Raw genomic sequence first — 19,032 nt, forward strand, 5'->3', positions numbered from 1 at the left:
ATTATCCCTTCACTGCGCCTGCGGTCAGGTTGGACACGAGCTTGCGCTGGACGATGATGAAGAACACCAGCGCGGGCACGGCGTAGATGACCGACGCCGCCATGATGCCGCCCCAGTCCACGGAAAACGCCGTGCGGAACGAGGAAAGCCACACCGGCAGCGTCTGCATGTTCTGGTCGCGCATGAACACGAACGCGAACAGGAATTCGTTCCACGCGGTGATGAAGCTGAACACCGAGGTGGTCACCAGTCCCGGCGCGAGCAGCGGCAGCGTCACCCGGCGGAACGCGCCCGCCCGGCTGCAGCCGTCGATCATCGCGGCCTCTTCGAGGTCGTACGGGATGCCGTTGACGAAGCCGTAGAGCATCCAGCAGGTGAAGGGCAGCGTCGCCGCGAAGTACACCAGCAGCAGCGAAGGCAGCTGGTTGAGCAGACCGGCGTCCCGCATCAGCAGGTACATCGGGATCAGCAGGGCCTCGAACGGCGCGAGCTGCGCGACCAGCACCAGCAGCAGGAAACCCTTGCGACCGCGGAAACGCATGCGGGACAACGGAACCGCGGCCAGTACACCCGCGACGAGCGAACACAGCACCGCGCCGATCGTGACGATCAGGCTGTTGGCGAGATAGGTGGTGAAACCGGGCTTCGTCAGCGCCGAGACGAAGTTGTCGAACGTCACCGAAAGCGGGACCAGGTCGTAACTCGGTGACAGGACTTCGCCCGGCGTCTTGAGCGAGGACGTGATCATCCAGTACGTCGGGAAGACGAACAGGACGGCCACGACCACGCCGAGCGTGCCGAGGCCGATCCGCTGGGGCAGGGACTTCCTCATGACAGGTCGGCCTCCTTCGTGCGCACCAGCAGCTGGACGTACCGGGCGGTGAGCAGGATCAGCACGAGCATCATCAGCAGGGCGGCGGTCGCCGCCAGGCCGAAGTGGTTGCCCGCGAGGCCCTTGAGGTACATGTAGACCGGCAGTGTCGTGCTGGCGCCGTCCGGCCCGCCCTGGCGGATCGCCCACACCTGGGCGAACACCTTGAAGTCCCACAGGACCGACAGGAACGTGACCATGGTCAGGATCGGCCGGATCGCCGGCCAGCTGACCGCCCAGAACGCCTGCCAGGCGTTGGCGCCGTCGATACCCGCCGCCTCGTACTGTTCCTTCGGGACGCCGAGAAGCCCGGCGTACAACGTGAACGCCACGAACGGCACTGCCTGCCAGACGACCAGCAGACCGATGACGGTCAGGGTGCTCGGTCCGGTGGAGAACCAGGAATGCCCGATGAACTCCTCGAAACCGAGTTTCGCGAGTGTCTTGTTCAGGATCCCGTACTGCTGGTCGAAGATCCATTGGAAGATCGTGGTCGTCGCGACCACCGGGGTCGCCCACGCGAGGATCAGCGCGACCTGCAGGATCACCCGGACCACCGGGTTGAGATGCCGCATCAGCAGCGCCATGAACAGCGCGAGCAGCAGGGTGGTGAGCACGACCGCCGCGGTGAACACCAGCGTGCGGACGGTGATCTCCCAGAATTCGGGGTCGGACAGGATCGCGGAGAAGTTCTCGAACCCGACCCAGACCATCTCTCCGGAGACCAGCTCACGGAGGTCGAGCTTGCGGAGACTGATCCCGATCAGCTGCATCGTCGGCCAGCCCAGCAGGACCAGGATGGCGATCAACGCGGGAAGGATCAGCAGATACGGTGCCGTCCGTTCGCCGAGACGGAGGCGCCGATTCGACTTCGGCGGCTTGATGCGCGGCGAAGCCGGCGGGGAGGACCCCGCCGGCGTCGTCACATCTTCGGTCGTGGTCATCCGCCGATGAGCTTGTCGAGCGCTGCGTTGGCGTCGGCGGTCGCCTGGTCGAGCGGTTTCGTTCCGGTCAGGTAGGCGGTGAGCATGTCCTTGATCGGGTTCTGGCCGGATTCGACGTCACCCCACTTGGGGCTGGTCGGCACGGCGCGGCCGTTCTTGGACGCCTCGGCCATGACCTTGGTGAGCGGGTTCGCGTCGAGCGCGGACACGTCGGTCGAGGTACCGGGGACGTAACCGGCCTTGGCCAGCTCGGTCTGGTACTTCGGGGTGGAGAACAGCTTGACGTAGTCCTTGGCCGCGGCCGCGTTCTTGCTGTTGGCCGGGATGACCAGGTTCGAGCCGCCGAGGAAGACCGGGGCCGACTTGTCGGCGGTCTTGCCGGGGATCGGGAAGGCGCCCGACTTCTCCTTGATCGACGGGTCGGTCTTCGCCGCGGTGTCGGCCTCACCCGGGACGCCGATCATCATCGCGACCTTGCCGGCGCCGTAGATGCCCGCCTGCTGCGGGGTGGCCTCGTCGGCGTCCTTCGGCGCCTTGGTGCCCGAAGCGTCGGTGAGCTGCTTGTAGAACTCGAGCCCGGCCTTGGCCTGCGGGGTGTTCAGCGTGGCCTTGAAGGACTTCCCGTTGGCCTGGGCGATGTCGCCGCCCTCGTCCCAGATGAACGACAGCAGCTCGTACCAGTTCTGGCCCGGCTGGTAGAGGGCCTGGAACTCGGGGTCGCTGCCGAATTTGGCCTTGAGCTTGGTGATCGCGTCGAGCCACTCCGCGCGCGTCTTCGGCGTCGCGGTGATGCCCGCCTGCTCGAACATGTCCTTGCGGTAGATGACCTCGCGGTTGGCCGCGTAGAACGGGACGCCGTAGGTCTTGCCGTCGAACTCGCCCGAGGCCTTGAGGCCCTGAAGCCACTGGTCGCCGTTGAAGTCCTTCACGCTCGCGGAGAGGTCGGCGAGCACGCCCTGGTTGGCGAACGCGGGGGTCTGGGTGTTGCCCAGCTCGATCACGTCCGGCGGGTTGTCACTGGCCAGTGCGGTGGTCAGCTTCTGCTGGATGCCGTTCCACTGCTGGATTTCGTACTTGACCTTGACGCCGGGGTGCGCGTCTTCGAATTCCTTGTGGAGCGAGTTCGTCAGAGATTCGGGGGCGGTCCCGGTCATGAGCCAGACCGTGAGCGCGCCGTTCGAGGCCGGAGCGCTCGAATTCGTGCTGTCGCCACTGCCGGAACCGGCGCAGCCCGCCGTCGCGAGGGTGATGGCCGCGGCGCCCGCAGTCATCTTGAGCCAGCGCTTCACTCGTGCCGTCCTTTCGATGCCCGACCACGATGCCGGGCTCCCACAAAATGGTGTAGACCAATGCGGGCAGCGTGGTACGTACCACTCCGACTGTCAAGCAGGTGGCCGGTTCGTTGTAAACGAGCCGCAATCTTTCACCTTGCGTGAGCGGATGATCACGCTCATACGCGGATTTCGCGGCACTCGACAAGTTGTCCCCGGCCGCGCTGACATGCGGTTTTTCCTTGACTGTTCCGCTGAGCGGGGCATTCGGCGGAACGCTCAGGGCTGTTCGGCGGAAGCCGGACCGGCTATCGGATCAGCAGTGCTCGTCGTCGTCGAGAGGTGGTTCGATGCCCAGGAGCGCCCGGGTCTGATCCTGCCGGAACCACGCCAGCGTCGCGCAGGCGATCAGCAGGATCAGGGGGAGGACCGGGCCGCCGCCGGTGAGGATGAACAGTTCGGTGACGCTCGCGCCCACCATGACCCCGGCGAGCAGGAGCGCCGCCGGGCCACCGAGACGGGGAATGAGGAGGCCGACGGCGCCGCCGACCTCGAGGACGCCCGTGACGTACCGGAGCCACTGCCCCAGCCCGATTTCGGCGAAGGTCTGTTCGGTGTGCCCGCCCGCGAACAGCAGGTAGCCGCTGTAGAGGAACTCGGCGGCGAGCGCGACGCGTACGATCCACAGCGCGATCGAGCCGATCGGCAGGCTCCTGGTACCGCTGGCTCCTTCGGGCATGCCAGGGATCTTAGGCGTCACCGAGGAGTATTTGTTCGAGCAGCAGGTCGACGTCGCGGGCGGACTCGGCTTCGCCTATCCGGTGGAAGGTTTCGGCGGCGCGGAGCGCGCGGCGGGCGGCTTCCCGGACGCGGCCCGCGGCGCTGAGCACGTGCGCGGCGACGTGGTCGAGCTGGGCGACGAGATGCTCCCTGGCGGGCGCGGTTTCGGCTTTCACGGCGTGGACGGCGGTTTCCGCGTCGGCGAGCGCGGTCAGAGCCGCGTCGAGGTCGCCCGACCGCAGCCGGGAAAGCGTCGCGGCGTTACGGCAGGTGGCGGCCACGTAGCCGCCGCCGATCGCCAGCGCCGCCTCGGCGGCCCGCGCGTAGAAGTCGGCGGCGTTGGCGCCGTAGCCGAGCAGGTCCAGTTGTTCGGCGGCGGCCATACTCGCCGAGATGTAGGAATGCCCGGTGTCGCCCGCCTTCTGGAGAATTTCGGCGAGGACGGCGTATTCGTCGAACGCCCGCGAGGATTCGCCGAGCGCGCGGTAGGCGTCGGCGTACATCCACCGGCAGCGCTGATCCCAGTCCGGCAGCCCGGTGAGCAGGTCGATGGTGCGGGGCGCGACGTCGAGCACCTCGTCGTAGCGGCCGGCGCCGTGCAGCGCGGTGACCAGGACGTACCAGTGTTCCACCGTGTCCTTGCCCCTCGACGCGGCGACACCGAGGGACGCGTAGGCGTCGTCGACGGCTTCGGCGAACCGGCCGGTGCCGATCAGGGACATCGCCCGAAGCTGGCGGAGGTGCCCGCGCAACCGCTCCGGGCCGCCCACGGGCAGCGTCGACAGCAAGTGCTCCACGAAGACGTCGAGTTCGTCAAGCGATCCTGTGCGCTCGTAGGCGATCCGGACCTGTTCGACGGCTTCGACGGCCTTCTCGCCGACGTTCCCGATGATGAACGCGTCGGTCGCCGCCCGCGCGAGTTCCACTGTGGTCACCGGATCCTCACCATCGCCGTTCCGCAGCGACGCCTCCAGGCACAGAAGAGTGCCGAGGAGCAAGGGATCCCCGGCCTCGCGGGCCCGGTCCGCCCCGCGCCGCAAGGCCTCGTACGCCTCGGTGGTGCGGCCCTGTCCGGAAAGCACGTGCGCCAGCCAGTATTCGCCCCAGCAGGCGGCGCCGTCGTCGGTCCCGGCGCGCAACCGTGCCGCGGCCACCGTCGTCAGCGCGACACCGGTCTCGACCTGATCGTCGAAGACCAGCCAGAGGCCGAGCCAGCACTGGTTGAGCAGGAAGCGGACCTCATCGCCTCCGCGTCGGAACCCGGCGGCCGCGCGCCGCAGCCGCTCCTCGGTGTCACCGCCCTGGAAGAAGATCGCGCGCAGTTCGGTCAGCCGAGGGGCGATCCCGTCCGGGACGGTGTCGATCGCGGCGAGACAGGCCCGCGCCTCCTCCGGTTCGCACCGGTGATTGTGGATTTCGGCCCGGACGACCAGTTCTTCCGGTGGCAGATCCGGCGGCGGCAGGATCGGGACCCGGGGGAGCGCGGAAGGCAAGAGCGGCACGAACTCCGCGACCGGTTTCGCGGCCATCTTCCGCCGGGCGTGCTCGGTGAAGTGATCGGTGTGCTCGCGTTCGTCGAGTTCCTCGGCTTCGACGAACGCCGCCGCCCGCATCCGCTGGTGCAAGTGGCGCAGGAGCAGCCCGTCGTACGGGCCGTCGAGGGTGACCCGGATCCCCCCGTACCCGGTTTCGGTCAACCGCCGGGTGAGCAGGGCGGCCGCGGTGAAGAACTCCAGCCTGTCGACGGCGTCCGCGTGATCGCCGACACCGTCCAAAAGCGACAGAAGTTCGATTCCGGTGTGCTCGTTGCCGGTGAGCGCGCAGAACTCCAGCCGCAGGGCGTGGTCGCCGTACCGGTGCGGGGCACCGGTCGAGGCCCTGGTCACCCACCGGTAGGTCGACGCCGCCTCGGCGTGTTTACCGGCGGCCGCCAGTGGGATCAGCGTCCGGCAGAGCCGCGTGATCTCGGCCTCACCGGAGCCGGAGCCGCCCGCCTCCGCGTGGCGTGGTTCCACTTCCATGGTTCTGCCCCCAGAACATGACGTCGACGCCGGATCTTAACTCCCGTGGTCCGGCCGTGACCCTGCTTTCGGATGGTTCAGGGGTGCGGGTACGCCGCATCGGCGGTGTCCTGGGCGACAGCGCGTGACCGGACTGGTTAGGCTCAGCGCATGTCTGAGACTTCGACGGCCGACGAGCGCATCCAGGTGCTCGAAGCCATCACCGACACCGCATTGGGCCATCTCGGCCCCGGCAAGGTGATGGAGACGATTCTCGGCCGGGTACGCGAGGTGATGGGGGTCGACACGGCCACGGTGCTCCGGTTCGACCCGGAAGCGCAGCTTCTGCGTGCCGTCGCCGCCTCGGGGATCGAAGAAGAGGTCTACCAGGACGTCCAGATCACCCTGGGCGCCGGCTTCGCTGGCCGGGTGGCCGCGGAACGGCGTCCGGTGATCCTCGACCACGTCGACGAGACCACCGTCGTCAACGCGCTCCTGTGGGAACGCGGTCTTCGTGCCCTGCTCGGCGTGCCGATGATGGCAGGTGACGATCTGGTCGGTGTGCTGCACGTCGGCTCGGTGACGCCGCGCGAGTTCACCGAGGCCGATGTCGACCTGCTGCGGCTGGTGGCCGCGCGGATCGCGCTCGCGGTCCAGATCGACGTCTCCACCGCCGATCGCGCGGCCGCGTCGGCGCTTCAGCGGAGCCTGCTGCCGGGACGGCTGCCCGACGTCACCGGAATGCAGTTCGCCGCGCGGTACGTGCCGGGTACCGAACCGGGGGTCGGCGGTGACTGGTACGACCTGTTCCCCCTGCCGGGTGACCGCTTCGGCATCGTGATGGGCGATGTCGCCGGGCACGGCCTCAACGCCGCCGTGATCATGGGCCGGATCCGCAGCGCACTGCGCGCCTACGCGCTCGAATCGGACGACCCGGCGGAGGTGCTGTCCAAACTCGACCGGAAGGTGCACCATTTCGAGCCGGGGGCGCTGGCCACCGTCGTGTACGGGTTGTTGCCCGCTTCACGCGACAGCGTGGCGATTTCACTGGCGGGGCATTTGCCCCCGGTGCTCGCGATGCGTGACCGCCCGTCGGTCTTCGTCGATGCCCCGGTCGACCCGCCCATCGGGGTCACCGGGGTGAACCGCCGGCGAACGGACATCGACCTGCCGCCCGGCAGTGTGCTCGCCTTGTACACCGACGGTCTCGTGGAGCGCCGGGATCACCTGATCGACGTCGGGTTGCGGCGGCTCGCCGACGTGATCACCGCCGAACCGCCCGGCGTGGTGTGCGCGCGGGTGATGGCCGCGCTCGTCGGATCGACGCCCGCGCAGGACGACATCGCCCTCCTCGTGGCACGGCGCGACCTGAACTGATCACCGGACCGGGTGATTGGCGCGGCGGTTCACGGCCGCGAGTTCGACGGTCCTCGCGATCCGCCGCTCCCGCGTTTCCGGCTTCTTCGCGGTCAGGATCCATTCCAGGATCAGCCTTTTCGAGGACGGCGGGAACTTCTCGAAGTGGGTGCGGGCGGCATCGTCCTCGTCGAGCCGGGCACGCAGATCCTCGGGGACGCCCGCACCGTCGGGTACGACCTGCCAGCGGCCCTTCTCCTTGGCCAGGTCGATCATCGCCTGACCCCGCGCGGTCATCAGGCCCGCCGCGGTCAGGCGGGCGGCCCGTTCGCGGTTGACCCGGCTCCACGAACTCCGGGGATCGCGCGGCGTGAACCGCAGCCGGGAACTGCCGGCGTCGTTCTTGCGGTGGAGCCCGTCGATCCAGCCGAAGCAGAGGGCCTGCTCCATCGCCTCGTGGACGGCCACGCCGGGGACGCCACTGTCCTTGTGCTGGATGATCAACCAGACCGCCTTCCCGGTGTCGGCGTTTTCGCTCAGCCAGGCACGCCACTCGGCGGGGGTGGCGGCGGTGAAGGTGGGCTCGTCCATGGCCGGGTCCTCTCTCGTAACGTCTGAGACCATCATCGGAAAAAAAGTGCTCATCGACTGAGCACTTTCAGGACAGAGGTGGTCCGACATGGAGATCTGGGTGAACCCCGCGTGCGGCAAATGCCGGTCGGCGGTGTCGATGCTGGACGAGGCGGGTGCCGAGTACACCGTGCGGAAGTACCTGGAGGAACCACCGACGGCGAAGGAACTGAAGGCCGTCCTCAAGCGACTCGGCCTGGAGCCATGGGACATCACCCGCACCGCCGAGCCGATCGCGAAAGAACTCGGACTGAAGACCTGGGGGCGCACGCCCGCCGACCGCGACAGATGGATCGAAGCGCTGGTCACGCACCCGAAGCTGATCCAGCGGCCGATCATCACCGCCGACGATGGCACGACGGTCGTCGCGCGCACCCCCGAGGCCGTCCAGGCCGTTCTTCCCGGCTGAGGCGCGCGGAGCAGCACGGACGGCTCGTGAGTGGTGATAAGAGTTGCTCGCGTGAAGTACATGATGGCCCCCTTCCTTGCGCTAGGCGCAATGAAGGGGGCCTTCATGTACTGGGAAAGGCGTCACGCCCTACTCGCGTCTTATCCGCTCACCTTGCCGAAGAAGTCCCGGATGCTCACCAGCAGCAGGTCCGGCGCGTCTTGCGTCGCCCAGTGGCTGCCGCGGTCGAATTCCTCCCAGACCACGATGTTCGCGTGGTCGCGTTCGGCGAAACGCCGCAGGGGACGGAAGTCGTAGGCGAAACTCGCCAGCCCGGTCGGCGCGGTCGTCGGCTCGGTGGGGTGCTCGGTGTGCTTGTCCTCGTAGTAGAACCGCGCCGCCGAAGCCGCCGTGTTCGTCAGCCAGTACAGCGTGGCGTTGGTGAGCACGTGGTCGTCGTTCGTGCCCGCCAGCAGTTGCGCGCTCCAGGCCAGCTGCCCGGCCGGTGAATCGGCCAGCGCGTGCGCGAGGTTCTGCGGCGCGCTTTCCTGCAGTTTCGCGTAGCCGGACATGTCGTCGTTGAAGTTCTGGAGGAACTCCATGTACTCCAGTTCCTTCTCCGTCATGCCCTCGAACTCGGCCGGGTCGCCGCTCGGGAACGAGAACAGCTGCGTGACGTGCACGCCGATGACGTGGTCCGGATCGACGCGGCCGACCTCGGGAGCGACGAACGAACCGGCGTCGTTCCCGTGCGTCCCATAGCGTTCGTAACCCAGTCGCCGCATCAGCTCGGCCCAGGCGCGGGCCGTGCGGTAGCGGTTCCAGCCCTTTTCGTGCGTGGGACCGGAGAAGCCGAACCCCGGCAGCGACGGGATCACGACGTGGAAGGCCTTCGCCTCCTCGTCGCCATGCGAGCGCGGGTCGGTCAGCTGGTCGATGAGGCCGAGGTACTCGAAGACGGAGTTCGGCCAGCCGTGGGTGAGGATCAGCGGCGTCGCGTCCGGTTCCGGCGAGCGGACGTGGAGGAAATGAATGTTCTGCCCGTCGATCTCGGTGGTGAACTGCGGGTACGCGTTGAGCTTCGCCTCCCACTCGCGCCAGTCGTAGCCGTCGCGCCAGCGGGCGACCAGGCGCTGCACGTACTCGAGCGGCACGCCGTACTCCCAGCCCGGCGTGACGGGTCCTCGCTGTACGCCGTCGGTGACCTGATCGGCGGGCAGTTCGTTCGCCCAGCGGACCCGGGCGAGCCGATCGGTCAGATCGTCGAGGTCGGCTTGCGGGATTTCGATGCGGAAGGGCTTGATTTCGGTGTTTTCGTTCATGAGACCAAGATAAAGTTCCATTAGGAACACTACGTTCCTAATGAGGAGGGAGTCTCGAAGAATGTTGGAAACTTCGGCAAGATTGCTCCGTTTGCTCTCCCTTCTGCAGACTCCCCGTGACTGGACCGGTACTGAACTGGCCGAACGCCTGGAGGTGAGCGCGCGGACGATCCGCAACGACGTCGAGCGGCTGCGCGCGCTCGGCTACCCGGTGAACGCGACCCGCGGCTCCGTCGGCGGCTATCGCCTCGGCGCGGGCGCCGATCTGCCGCCGTTGCTGCTCGACGACGAGGAGGCCGTCGCCGTCGCGATCGGCCTGCGCACCGCGGCGGGCGGCACGATCGCGGGAGTGGAGGAGACGTCGTTGCGCGCGCTCGCGAAGCTGGAGCAGGTCCTGCCGTCGCGACTGCGACGCCGCGTGAACGCTCTGCAGGCGTACACGATCCCCGTGCCCCGGGACCAGCCCGGGCCGCGTGTCGACGCCGGGACGCTGACGGTGCTGACCGCCGCCTGCCGGGATCACGAGGTGCTGCGTTTCGGCTACCGCGCCCACGACGGCTCGGAGAGCGTCCGGAAGGCCGAGCCGTATCGCCTGGTGAACTGGGGGCGCCGCTGGTACCTGGTCGGGTGGGACCTCGATCGCGGCGACTGGCGCACCTTCCGCGTCGACAGGCTGACCCCGCGCGTCCCGACCGGCCCGCGTTTCACCCCGCGTGACCTGCCCGAAGACGTCACGGACCGGGTGCGGCGCGGCGTCTCGGCCGCGGCTTGGCGGTATCGGGCCGACGTCACCGTGCACGCGTCCGCCGAGGAGGTGACCGCGCGGATCAACCCGGCCGTCGGGACAGTGGAGGCTGTCGACGCGGACACCTGTGTGCTGCGCACCGGGGCCGACAGCGTCGAGACGCTCGCCGTCCACTTAGGACTGCTCAATGCTCCTTTCCGGGTCACCGAACCCCCGCAATTGGTCGACTACCTGCGCACGTTGGCCGACCGGTATCGCGACGCGACCCGCGTTTAGTCCTCTGAATGCGAGGTTCAGTGGGCGAAGGTGCTCAGGAACCGGTCCCGGAACGCGTCCATCGGCCAGCTCGGCGCGTTCCGGTCCGGGTTCAGCCCGTCCTGCCAGTTCCACCCGGCGATCTTGTCCAGCACGGCCTTGTCCCGCGTGACGACGGTGATCGGGACGTCGCGGTCGGCGCCCGCCCCGGCGACGATCGGGTTCGGCTGATGGTCGCCGAGGAACACGAGCACCAGGTCGTCATCCCCGTAGTTCTCCACGTACGAGATCAGCGAGTTCAACGAATAAGCGATCGAGTCGCCGTACGCGCCGCGCACCTTGGCGGGGTCGGTGAAGACCTCTTCGGGCGTCTTCCCCTGCCCCGGCATCGGGTGGTAGACCAACCCGTCGCCGACGGCGTTCCAATCGACCATCCGGGGGAGCGGCGTCCACGGCCAGTGACTGGTGACCAGGTCGATTTCCGCCATCAGCGGCGGCCGGTCCCGCTTCGCGCGTTCGGCGCGCTGGAAAGCCGAAAGCGTGAACTGGTCCGGCATCGTGGCGTAGGAGAACGGCGGGCCGTGGTAACCGATTCCACGGGAGTCGTAGTAGCGGTCGTAGCCATAGATCTTCCCCTCGGGCCAGTCCTCGGTGTGCGCCGGGACGACGCCGACGGTCTCCCAGCCCGCGCGTTCGAACGCGCGGGCGAGGGTGAACCGGTCGGTCTTCACGAAGTCGTCGTACCGGTGCTGGCTGTCGACCCAGACGCCGGACTGGAACGTCGAATGCGCGAGCCAGCTGCCCGCGCTCGTCGTCGGCGACGTCAGGAACGCGCTGCGTGAGCCGTACCCGGCGTTCTTCAGCCGCGCGGTCCCGGCGTCGAGCACCGCGTCGACCTTGGGCGCGATGTCGGAGTCCTGGACGGCCACCCGCCCGTAGCTCTCGACGAAGGTGAATAGGACGTCCTTGCCGCGCAACGCGTTCAGCAGTCCGGACGGCGGCGTGTCACGGAAGGCGTCGATGGCGACTTCCGAAGCGAAGGCCTCCCGGTCCCGGATACCGGCCCGTACCTGCCGGAGGTCGTCGTAGGCGTAGGCGGCGGCACTGCGTGAGGCGAGCGGCTGCCCCGGCGCGAGCTGCACACCGAACACCGCGCAGACCATCCAAATCACGCTCAGCACCGCGACCACCCTGGTCGACGCGGTGCGGCGGCCGGCCACGATCCCGCTCAGCCGCAGCGTCGACAGCGCCATCAGCCCGATGACGACCACGGCGAGCAGCACCAGTCCGACGACCGACGCGATCGCGCCCGCCCGGCCGATCGACGAGCCGAGCAGGTCGACGCCGTTGCCGACGACGCCCCAGTCGAACACCGGGTTGAAGCGCCGGTTCAAGGCGAGCCCGAAACCGATGTCGATGGCCTTGACGACGGTCAGCAACCCGAGGACGGCGCCGGCGGACACCGCGACGATCCGCCGCGCGCCGTCGCGCAGCATGAGCACGACCGCCACCCCGAGCAGTGCTTCCACCGGCAGCCGCACGAACGCCTCCGGCGTCAGCCGGTCGAGGTCGTTCGGCACGAGCAGGGCGAACAGCACGAGGACGCCCGCCAGCGTCGTCACCGCGCTGGACGCGATTTCGCGGGCCGCGGTCCGGTCCCCTGGCAGGCCGGTCAGAGCGGGGCGCGGGAAAACCGACAAGGCGGGTTCCTTCCGGGGTGGGCTGCCTTCACCGGGTTACACGGACCGACGGCCTCGGTGGTTCAGCCCGATCGCCAGGTGCGCAGCGCCCACCACCAGCCGACGGTGTGCCGCACCTGCGATCCGCCGTCGTCTTCCGGCAGGTCGAGCGACGCTCCGGTGATCTCGCCGAGCCTGGAGAGCCGGTACCTGACGGTGTTCGCGTGGACGTGCAGTGCCGCGGCGGTCTGGTCGAGCCGCCGCCCGTGGTCGAGGTAGGCCAGAGCGGTCGAGACGAGCTGTTCGTGGAAGGCGTCGCCCGGCGTCAGCGCGCCCAGGAGGGTCTCGCCGAGCAGCGCGGCGAGTCCGGGCTGGGCGTCGAGCGCGGTCTCCACGGCCAGCTCGGCCACCTCGTGCAGGCCGCGGGCCCGCTCCCGCGCGGCCGTCGGCAGGGCCATCGCGCACAGGGCGTGCATGCCGCGGACCTCGGTGAGCGGGACGGCGGGGGAGACCACCATGAGGACGTCGTCCCCGAGCACCGAGGGCGTGGGCAGCCGCGGCGCCAGCCCGGTCAGCCGCCCTTCCACCAGTCCGAAGATCCCGCCCGTCCCGCCGAGCCGTCGTTCGACGACCCGTGCCTGGTACGGATCGCCGATGTCGGAATGCAGGCAGTGGTAGCGGCCGTCCGGGTTCAGCCCGGCGTGCGCGACCTCCTCGGCCGACGGGACCGCCGTGTCCTCGCCCAGCAACCGCCGCAGCAACCGGACCCGGCTGTCGTGGACCGTGCGGGAGAGTTCGAGTTCTGCTTCGTGGTAGCCGGCGATCACCTGCCGTTCGAGCGCGCGGGTGTTCCGGTCGAAGTCGACCAGCGCCGCCAGCATGACGTCGTCCGGGATCCCGGCGGCCTTGCCGCGTTCGACGGCGATCTCGACCGCGCGGCCGCGGCCGGCCTGTACCCCGCGCAGCAGCGCGGCCAGCGGCACCCCCTGCGCGGCGCGGTCGGCGCCGAGGACGGCGGCCGCGGCGTAGTCCTGCTCGCTGGTCCCGCCCGGCCGTTCGAACGACGCGAGCCCGGCGGCGAGCACGATCGCGACGTGCCGCCGGTTCTCGTGCACCGGCAGGCCCGCCACTTCCGGCGACTCCGTGCGGGCGGCGAGAACGACCTCTTCGACGACCTCGGCGTCCGCCGCCATCGCCCGCAGCACCTCGTGGAGCAACCGGTGCACCATCGCCACCGCCTTCCCACGGGTGGTTGTGAGCTGTGCACAACGAACGACGCGGTCCTTGGCGACCGGCCCCTACCGAGGGTGTCCGATCGGTTGGTTTCCTGAGAGCTACCGAAAGGTAACAGGACTTCGCCGAAGGGTGCGCGTGATGCGGAAACGCCGGTTGCTCAACACCGTCCTCGTGACCTGCCTCGCCGTCGCGGCGCTGGGCTCGGTGCCAGTGACCACGGCGGCGAGCGCCGCCCTGCGGCAGGTCCTGTTCGTGGGCAACAACTGGGAGGGGACGGCGGACGTCATCCGGCCCTCCGGCGATTACGCGAAGATCGCGCGCGTCGACATGGTGCCGGACAAGGACGAGCGGCTCGCCGAGATCTACCTGAACCCGATCAAGCTCGCGTTCTTCCTCGGTATCCGCAACGGCGTCGGCGAGGGCCACGACCAGCTCGTCGACGACCTCTACACGACGCCGGACGGCCGGTCGGTCGTCGCGTCCCGCCCGAGTTTCGCCGACGTCGTCTCGATCGACCTCACCACCGGCCGCGTCAACTGGCGCTTTCCGGTGTCGGGGTTCCGGTCCGACCACATGGCCGTCTCGCCGGACGGGCGCGGCATCGCGGTATCCGCTTCGACGTCGAACACCGTCCACGTGCTGAACATCGAGACCGGGCAGCAGTTGGGCTCGTTCAAGACCGGCGACAAACCGCACGAGAACACCTACACCGACGGCGGCCGGTACCTCTGGAACAGCTCGATCGGCGAGGTGAACACCGCCCTCGACGCGCCGTGGCAGGACTTCACCAAGGGCGACCGGAAGCTCACCGTCGCCGACACGAAGACCTTCCAGCAGGTCAAGGTCATCGACATGCGCCAGCGACTGGACGCCTTCGGCCGCACCGATCTGTCCGACGCGATCCGCCCGATGGCGTTCACGCCCGACGAGTCGAAGCTGTACTTCCAGGTCTCGTTCTTCAACGGACTACTGGAGTACGACGTCGCCACCGACCGCATCACGCGGTCGAAGACACTGCCGAAGAACCCGGACACCAGCGAAGACCGGACGACCTGGGTCAACGATTCGCGTCACCACGGGCTGTCGATGAGCCCCGCGGGCGACAAGCTGTGCGTCGCCGGGACGATGGACGACTACGCGACCATTGTGGACCGCGCGAGCCTGCAGGAGGCGCGGCTCGTGACGGCCGCGAAGCCGTACTGGGCGACGGTGAACGGCGACGGAAAGCATTGCGTCATCTCGGAAAGCGGGACGGACCAGGTGACCGCGATCGACTTCGCGACCGGCGCGAAGGTGAAGTCCGTCCCGGTCGGCGACCACCCGCAGCGCATCCGGATCGGCCACGTGCCCGACGGCTGGACGGGGCCCGCGGCCCGGTAGCCTGCGCCGGTGAGCGAAGAGATCTGGGCGGCCCTCGGTGCGACCTCCCTCGACGAGGTGCGGCGTCGTGCCGCGGTGATCGACGCGATCACCGACAGCACGCCGATCACGGTGGACGGCGCGGAGCGGTTCGCCTGGAACGACAGCGGCGGGCAGTCGGCCGTCTGGTACTTCACGCCGGACAAGCGGGCGCTGCTGCTGACCTTCGACCACGAGTCGGATCTGAACCTGTACGCCGAAGAGGACTACTCGGTGCAGGAGGCGCTCTACGCCGGCGTTCCCGAGCACCTCGTCGCGCTGGTGCGCGACCGGCCCGAGAACTACGAGTCCCTGAACCTCGTCGACGCGGAGACAGGGGCGGCGATCCACTACGCCGGTGGCGTGTTCTGGTTCGACGGAAAGCAGTGGCGACAGGCCGAAGGCTTCCTGGAGCACTGCCGCCGGGAAGGACTGGACCCGCTGAGCGAGTCGGGGTTCGCCTACTGCCTCGGTGCCTACCGGTTCGGCGAGGAATTCACCCCTGAGGCGATCGTCGAGGATCGGGCCGCCGACGGCTGGTACGAAGACGACGACGCGGAACGGGAGAAGGCGCTGGCCGGGATCCGGGAGATCTTCGCGCGGCTCGGCTGAGGTATCCGCTCAGCGCACGATCTTGGCTCCGCTGTGGCACCGTTTCAGGAATGAGTCTGCTTCTGGGGCCGTTGCTGCGCCACGTCGACGAGACGTCGGCGACCGTATGGGTCGAGACCGATACCGCGAGTGAGGTCGAGATCCTCGGCGTCACGGCGAGGACGTTCGAAATCCGGGGCCACCACTACGCCCTGCTCGTGCTGACCGGCCTCGAACCCGGCACCGGTACCGAGTACGAAGTGCGCGTGGACGGCGAGAAGGTGTGGCCGCTGCCGGATTCCGAGTTCCCGCCCAGTCGCATCCGGACACTGCCCGCGAACGAGTCCCGGGTGCGGCTGGTGTTCGGCTCCTGCCGCAAGCCGCACGACGGCGACACCTTCGGCCCGGACGCGCTGGCCGCGTACGCCCGCCGGATGGCGGAAGGCGACGAGGCCGAGTGGCCGCAGGCGTTGCTGATGCTGGGCGACCAGGTCTACGCCGACGAAACCACCGACGAGACGCAGGAATGGCTGAAGCGGCGTCGCGACACCTCGAAGCCGCCCGGAACCGAGGTGACGGACTTCGAGGAGTACACCCACCTCTACCTCGAAGCCTGGGGTGAGCCGACGATCCGCTGGCTGCTCTCCACCGTGCCGACGTCGATGATCTTCGATGACCACGACGTCCGCGACGACTGGAACACCTCGCACACGTGGCGGCGGCAGATGCGCGCGCAGCCGTGGTGGCAGGAGCGCCTGCGCGGGGCGATCATGTCGTACTGGGTCTACCAGCACCTCGGGAACTTCGGCCCCGCCGAACTCGCCGAAGACCCGACCTACCAGAAGGCCCTCACCTCCGGCCGGGACAACGCCGACCTGCTCGTCGCCTACGCCGACGAAGCCGACAACGAACGCGACGGCACCAAAGGCGCGCGATGGAGTTATCGGCGCGACTTCGGCAACGTGCGGCTGCTGGTCATCGACAGCCGGGCGGGCCGGATCCTGGAGCCCGGCCATCGGGCGATGGTCGACGACGACGAGTTCGACTGGATCGAGGAGAACGCCGCCGACGCCTGCGATCACCTGCTCATCGGGTCCTCGCTGCCGTGGCTGCTGCCGCCGGTCATCTCCCACCTGCAGTCCCTGAACGAGCGGGCTTGCAACCGTCCCGGGTGGCGGGGACGGCTCGCGGAGAAGATCCGGCAGGCCGGCGACCTCGAACACTGGGCGGCGTTCCGCGGGTCGTTCGACCGGCTCGCCGCGATGATCGCGCGCGAGGGACGCGGGGAGAAGCCGCCCGCCACCATCGCGGTGCTCTCCGGTGACGTCCATCACGCCTACATCGCCGAGGCGCGGTACGCCGAACCGGTGACGTCGACGGTGTACCAGCTCACCTGCTCGCCGGTGCACAACGCGATGCCGCGGCCGCTCCGCCTGGCGTTCGCCGCGACCTGGTCGGCCCCGGTGGCCTCGCTCGCGCGCCGATGGGCCCGCCGAGGCGGCGTCGCACCCGAGCCAGTGACCTGGTCGAAGGTGGCCGGCCCGCATTTCGGCAACGTGATCGCCACGGTCGAGACGACCGGCCGTTCCGCTGTCACGAAGATCGAACAAGCCACCGGCGACGGGCTGACCGAGGTGGCCAGGCAGAGGCTGGCTTGACGCGCTCCCGCGCTCGGTAATATCGCCGCGTGACAACCTCTGCCGAAACACTCGAGTTCCAGTCGGAGGCACGTCAGCTCCTGCAGCTGATGATCCACTCGATCTACTCGAACAAGGACACCTTCCTGCGGGAACTGGTGTCCAACGCCTCCGACGCACTGGACAAGCTCCGCCTCGAAGCGTTCCGTGACAAGGACCTCCAGGCGGACACCGACGATCTCCACATCGAGATCGACACCGACCCCGAAAACCGCACCCTGACCGTGCGGGACAACGGAATCGGGATGAGCCGGGACGACGTCGTTGCGCTGATCGGCACGATCGCGAAATCCGGCACCGCCGAATTCCTGAAGAAGCTGAAAGAGACCAAGGATTCCGCGGCATCGCAGGATCTGATCGGCCAATTCGGTATCGGTTTCTACGCCAGCTTCATGGTGGCCGACAAGGTCACCCTGCTGACCCGCCGCGCCGGATCGGACGAAGGCGTCCGCTGGGAGTCCGAGGGCGAAGGCACGTACACCATCGAGACGGTCCCGGACCTGCCGCAGGGCACGTCGGTCATCCTGCACCTCAAGCCCGAAGACACCGAAGACCAGCTCTTCGACTACACCTCGGCCACCAAGATCAAGCAGATCGTCAAGAAGTACTCGGACTTCATCACCTGGCCCATCCGGATGACCGAAGGCGACAGTGCTGACAACGTCGTCACGGTCAACTCGATGAAGGCGCTGTGGGCCCGCCCCTCCAGCGACGTCAGCGAAGACGAGTACAACGAGTTCTACAAGCACGTCGCGCACGACTGGAACGACCCGCTGGAGACGATCCGGCTCCAGGCCGAAGGCACCTTCGAGTACCAGGCGCTGCTGTTCCTGCCGGGGCACGCACCGCTCGACCTGTTCATGCGGGAGCGCAAACGCGGCGTCCAGCTGTACGTGAAGCGCGTCTTCATCATGGACGACTGCGAAGCGCTGATGCCGGAGTACCTGCGCTTCGTGAAGGGCGTCGTCGACGCGCAGGACCTCTCGCTCAACGTCTCGCGCGAGATCCTGCAGCAGGACCGGCAGATCCAGCTGATCCGCCGTCGGCTGGTCAAGAAGGTCCTCTCGACGGTCAAGGGCCTGATGACCGGCGAGAACACCGACAAGTACGAGACCTTCTGGAAGGAGTTCGGCCGCGCGGTCAAGGAAGGCCTGCTGGACGACTTCGAGAACCGCACCGCGATCCTCGACATCTGCTCCTTCGCGTCGACGAACGACCCGGAGAAGCTGACCACGCTGCGCGAGTACGTCGAGCGGATGAAGGACGGCCAGGAGCACATCTACTACCTGACCGGCGAATCGCGGCAGAGCATCGAGAACTCCCCGCATCTGGAAGCCTTCAAGGCCAAGGGTTACGAGGTCCTCGTGCTCACCGACCCGATCGACGAGATGTGGGTCGACGCGGTGCCGGGCTTCGAGGAGAAGCAGTTCCAGTCGGTCGCGAAGGGCGAGGTCGAACTCGACTCCGACACCACCGACGAGCAGAAGGAGGAGTTCTCCGGGCTCCTGACCTGGCTGACGACGGCGCTCGCGGAGCAGGTCAAGGAGGTCCGGCTGTCGTCGCGGCTGACGACGTCGCCCGCCTGCATCGTCGGTGACACGAACGACGTCACCCCGACGCTGGAGAAGATGTACCGCGCGATGGGCCAGGAAATGCCGCAGATCAAGCGGATCCTGGAACTCAACCCGGGCCACCCGCTGGTCTCCGGGCTGCGGGACGCCTTCGCGAAGCAGGGCGAGAACGAGGGCCTCGCCGAGACCGCCGAACTGCTCTACGGCATGGCTCTGCTGGCCGAAGGCGGCGAACTCGCCGACCCCTCACGCTTCACCAAACTCCTCGCCACCCACCTCCAGAAAACCCTCTAAGTTC

General features: G+C 68.3%; 16 protein-coding genes. 7 read left to right on the plus strand and 9 right to left on the minus strand.

Going from position 1 to position 19,032, the window contains the following annotated elements:
- Position 1: 1 nt before the first annotated feature.
- From AVL48_RS07820 to AVL48_RS07840, 5 genes are all read right to left on the minus strand, one after another.
- A complete protein-coding gene (locus AVL48_RS07820) occupies positions 2-832 on the minus strand; it encodes a carbohydrate ABC transporter permease (protein ID WP_061981247.1) in 831 nt (276 codons plus the stop codon).
- Positions 829-1,815, minus strand: a complete 987-nt coding sequence (locus AVL48_RS07825; protein ID WP_061981248.1) for a carbohydrate ABC transporter permease — start codon at positions 1,813-1,815, stop codon at positions 829-831. The genes AVL48_RS07820 and AVL48_RS07825 overlap by 4 nt, the downstream gene beginning before the upstream one ends.
- Positions 1,812-3,104, minus strand: coding sequence for an extracellular solute-binding protein (locus tag AVL48_RS07830; protein ID WP_061981249.1), 1,293 nt, complete (start codon positions 3,102-3,104; stop codon positions 1,812-1,814). Before AVL48_RS07830 ends, AVL48_RS07825 begins: the two co-directional genes overlap by 4 nt.
- 298 nt (positions 3,105-3,402) lie before the next feature.
- Entirely contained in the window at positions 3,403-3,825 is a 423-nt protein-coding gene (locus AVL48_RS07835) for a DoxX family protein (RefSeq protein ID WP_061981250.1), read from the minus strand.
- A 10-nt stretch (positions 3,826-3,835) separates the two neighbouring features.
- Positions 3,836-5,887, minus strand: coding sequence for a hypothetical protein (locus AVL48_RS07840; RefSeq protein ID WP_061981251.1), 2,052 nt, complete (start codon positions 5,885-5,887; stop codon positions 3,836-3,838).
- Between the two features lie 150 nt (positions 5,888-6,037).
- Here AVL48_RS07840 and AVL48_RS07845 point away from each other — a divergent pair, with 150 nt between their 5' ends.
- Positions 6,038-7,243: a PP2C family protein-serine/threonine phosphatase gene (locus tag AVL48_RS07845; RefSeq protein WP_061981252.1), complete on the plus strand. Its 1,206-nt coding sequence runs from the start codon at positions 6,038-6,040 to the stop codon at positions 7,241-7,243.
- Here AVL48_RS07845 and AVL48_RS07850 read toward each other — a convergent pair whose 3' ends face one another.
- Positions 7,244-7,813 carry a YdeI/OmpD-associated family protein gene (locus AVL48_RS07850; RefSeq protein WP_061981253.1) on the minus strand — a complete coding sequence of 190 codons (570 nt, stop codon included), beginning with the start codon at positions 7,811-7,813 and terminating at the stop codon, positions 7,244-7,246.
- A gap of 88 nt (positions 7,814-7,901) precedes the next feature.
- Here AVL48_RS07850 and AVL48_RS07855 point away from each other — a divergent pair, with 88 nt between their 5' ends.
- Positions 7,902-8,261 (plus strand): arsenate reductase family protein, encoded by a 360-nt coding sequence (locus AVL48_RS07855; RefSeq protein ID WP_061981254.1) that lies wholly within the window; start codon positions 7,902-7,904, stop codon positions 8,259-8,261.
- Between the two features lie 140 nt (positions 8,262-8,401).
- On the opposite strand, the gene AVL48_RS07860 is transcribed toward AVL48_RS07855, so the two are convergent.
- Positions 8,402-9,562 carry an epoxide hydrolase family protein gene (locus tag AVL48_RS07860; protein WP_061981577.1) on the minus strand — a complete coding sequence of 387 codons (1,161 nt, stop codon included), beginning with the start codon at positions 9,560-9,562 and terminating at the stop codon, positions 8,402-8,404.
- A gap of 61 nt (positions 9,563-9,623) precedes the next feature.
- Here AVL48_RS07860 and AVL48_RS07865 point away from each other — a divergent pair, with 61 nt between their 5' ends.
- Complete coding sequence (locus AVL48_RS07865; RefSeq protein ID WP_061981255.1) at positions 9,624-10,583, plus strand: helix-turn-helix transcriptional regulator; 960 nt, start codon at positions 9,624-9,626, stop codon at positions 10,581-10,583.
- A 17-nt stretch (positions 10,584-10,600) separates the two neighbouring features.
- Here AVL48_RS07865 and AVL48_RS07870 read toward each other — a convergent pair whose 3' ends face one another.
- Complete coding sequence (locus AVL48_RS07870; protein ID WP_061981256.1) at positions 10,601-12,262, minus strand: alkaline phosphatase family protein; 1,662 nt, start codon at positions 12,260-12,262, stop codon at positions 10,601-10,603.
- A 62-nt stretch (positions 12,263-12,324) separates the two neighbouring features.
- On the minus strand, positions 12,325-13,470 hold the full coding sequence (locus AVL48_RS07875; RefSeq protein ID WP_061981257.1) for a PucR family transcriptional regulator: 1,146 nt from the start codon (positions 13,468-13,470) through the stop codon (positions 12,325-12,327).
- 145 nt (positions 13,471-13,615) lie between these two features.
- Between AVL48_RS07875 and AVL48_RS07880 the strand changes: the two genes are divergently transcribed.
- The 4 genes from AVL48_RS07880 to htpG are packed head-to-tail and all read left to right on the plus strand — an operon-like array spanning position 13,616 to position 19,028.
- Complete coding sequence (locus tag AVL48_RS07880) at positions 13,616-14,857, plus strand: YncE family protein (RefSeq protein ID WP_061981258.1); 1,242 nt, start codon at positions 13,616-13,618, stop codon at positions 14,855-14,857.
- Positions 14,858-14,866: 9 nt separating this feature from the next.
- Positions 14,867-15,487, plus strand: coding sequence for a hypothetical protein (locus AVL48_RS07885; RefSeq protein WP_061981259.1), 621 nt, complete (start codon positions 14,867-14,869; stop codon positions 15,485-15,487).
- Positions 15,488-15,537: 50 nt separating this feature from the next.
- Positions 15,538-17,124: an alkaline phosphatase D family protein gene (locus AVL48_RS07890; RefSeq protein ID WP_061981260.1), complete on the plus strand. Its 1,587-nt coding sequence runs from the start codon at positions 15,538-15,540 to the stop codon at positions 17,122-17,124.
- A 29-nt stretch (positions 17,125-17,153) separates the two neighbouring features.
- On the plus strand, positions 17,154-19,028 hold the full coding sequence (gene htpG, locus AVL48_RS07895) for a molecular chaperone HtpG (protein ID WP_061981261.1): 1,875 nt from the start codon (positions 17,154-17,156) through the stop codon (positions 19,026-19,028).
- The last annotated feature ends 4 nt before the right edge of the window (positions 19,029-19,032 follow it).

Source organism: Amycolatopsis regifaucium (genome assembly GCF_001613935.1).
Lineage (GTDB): Bacteria > Actinomycetota > Actinomycetes > Mycobacteriales > Pseudonocardiaceae > Amycolatopsis > Amycolatopsis regifaucium.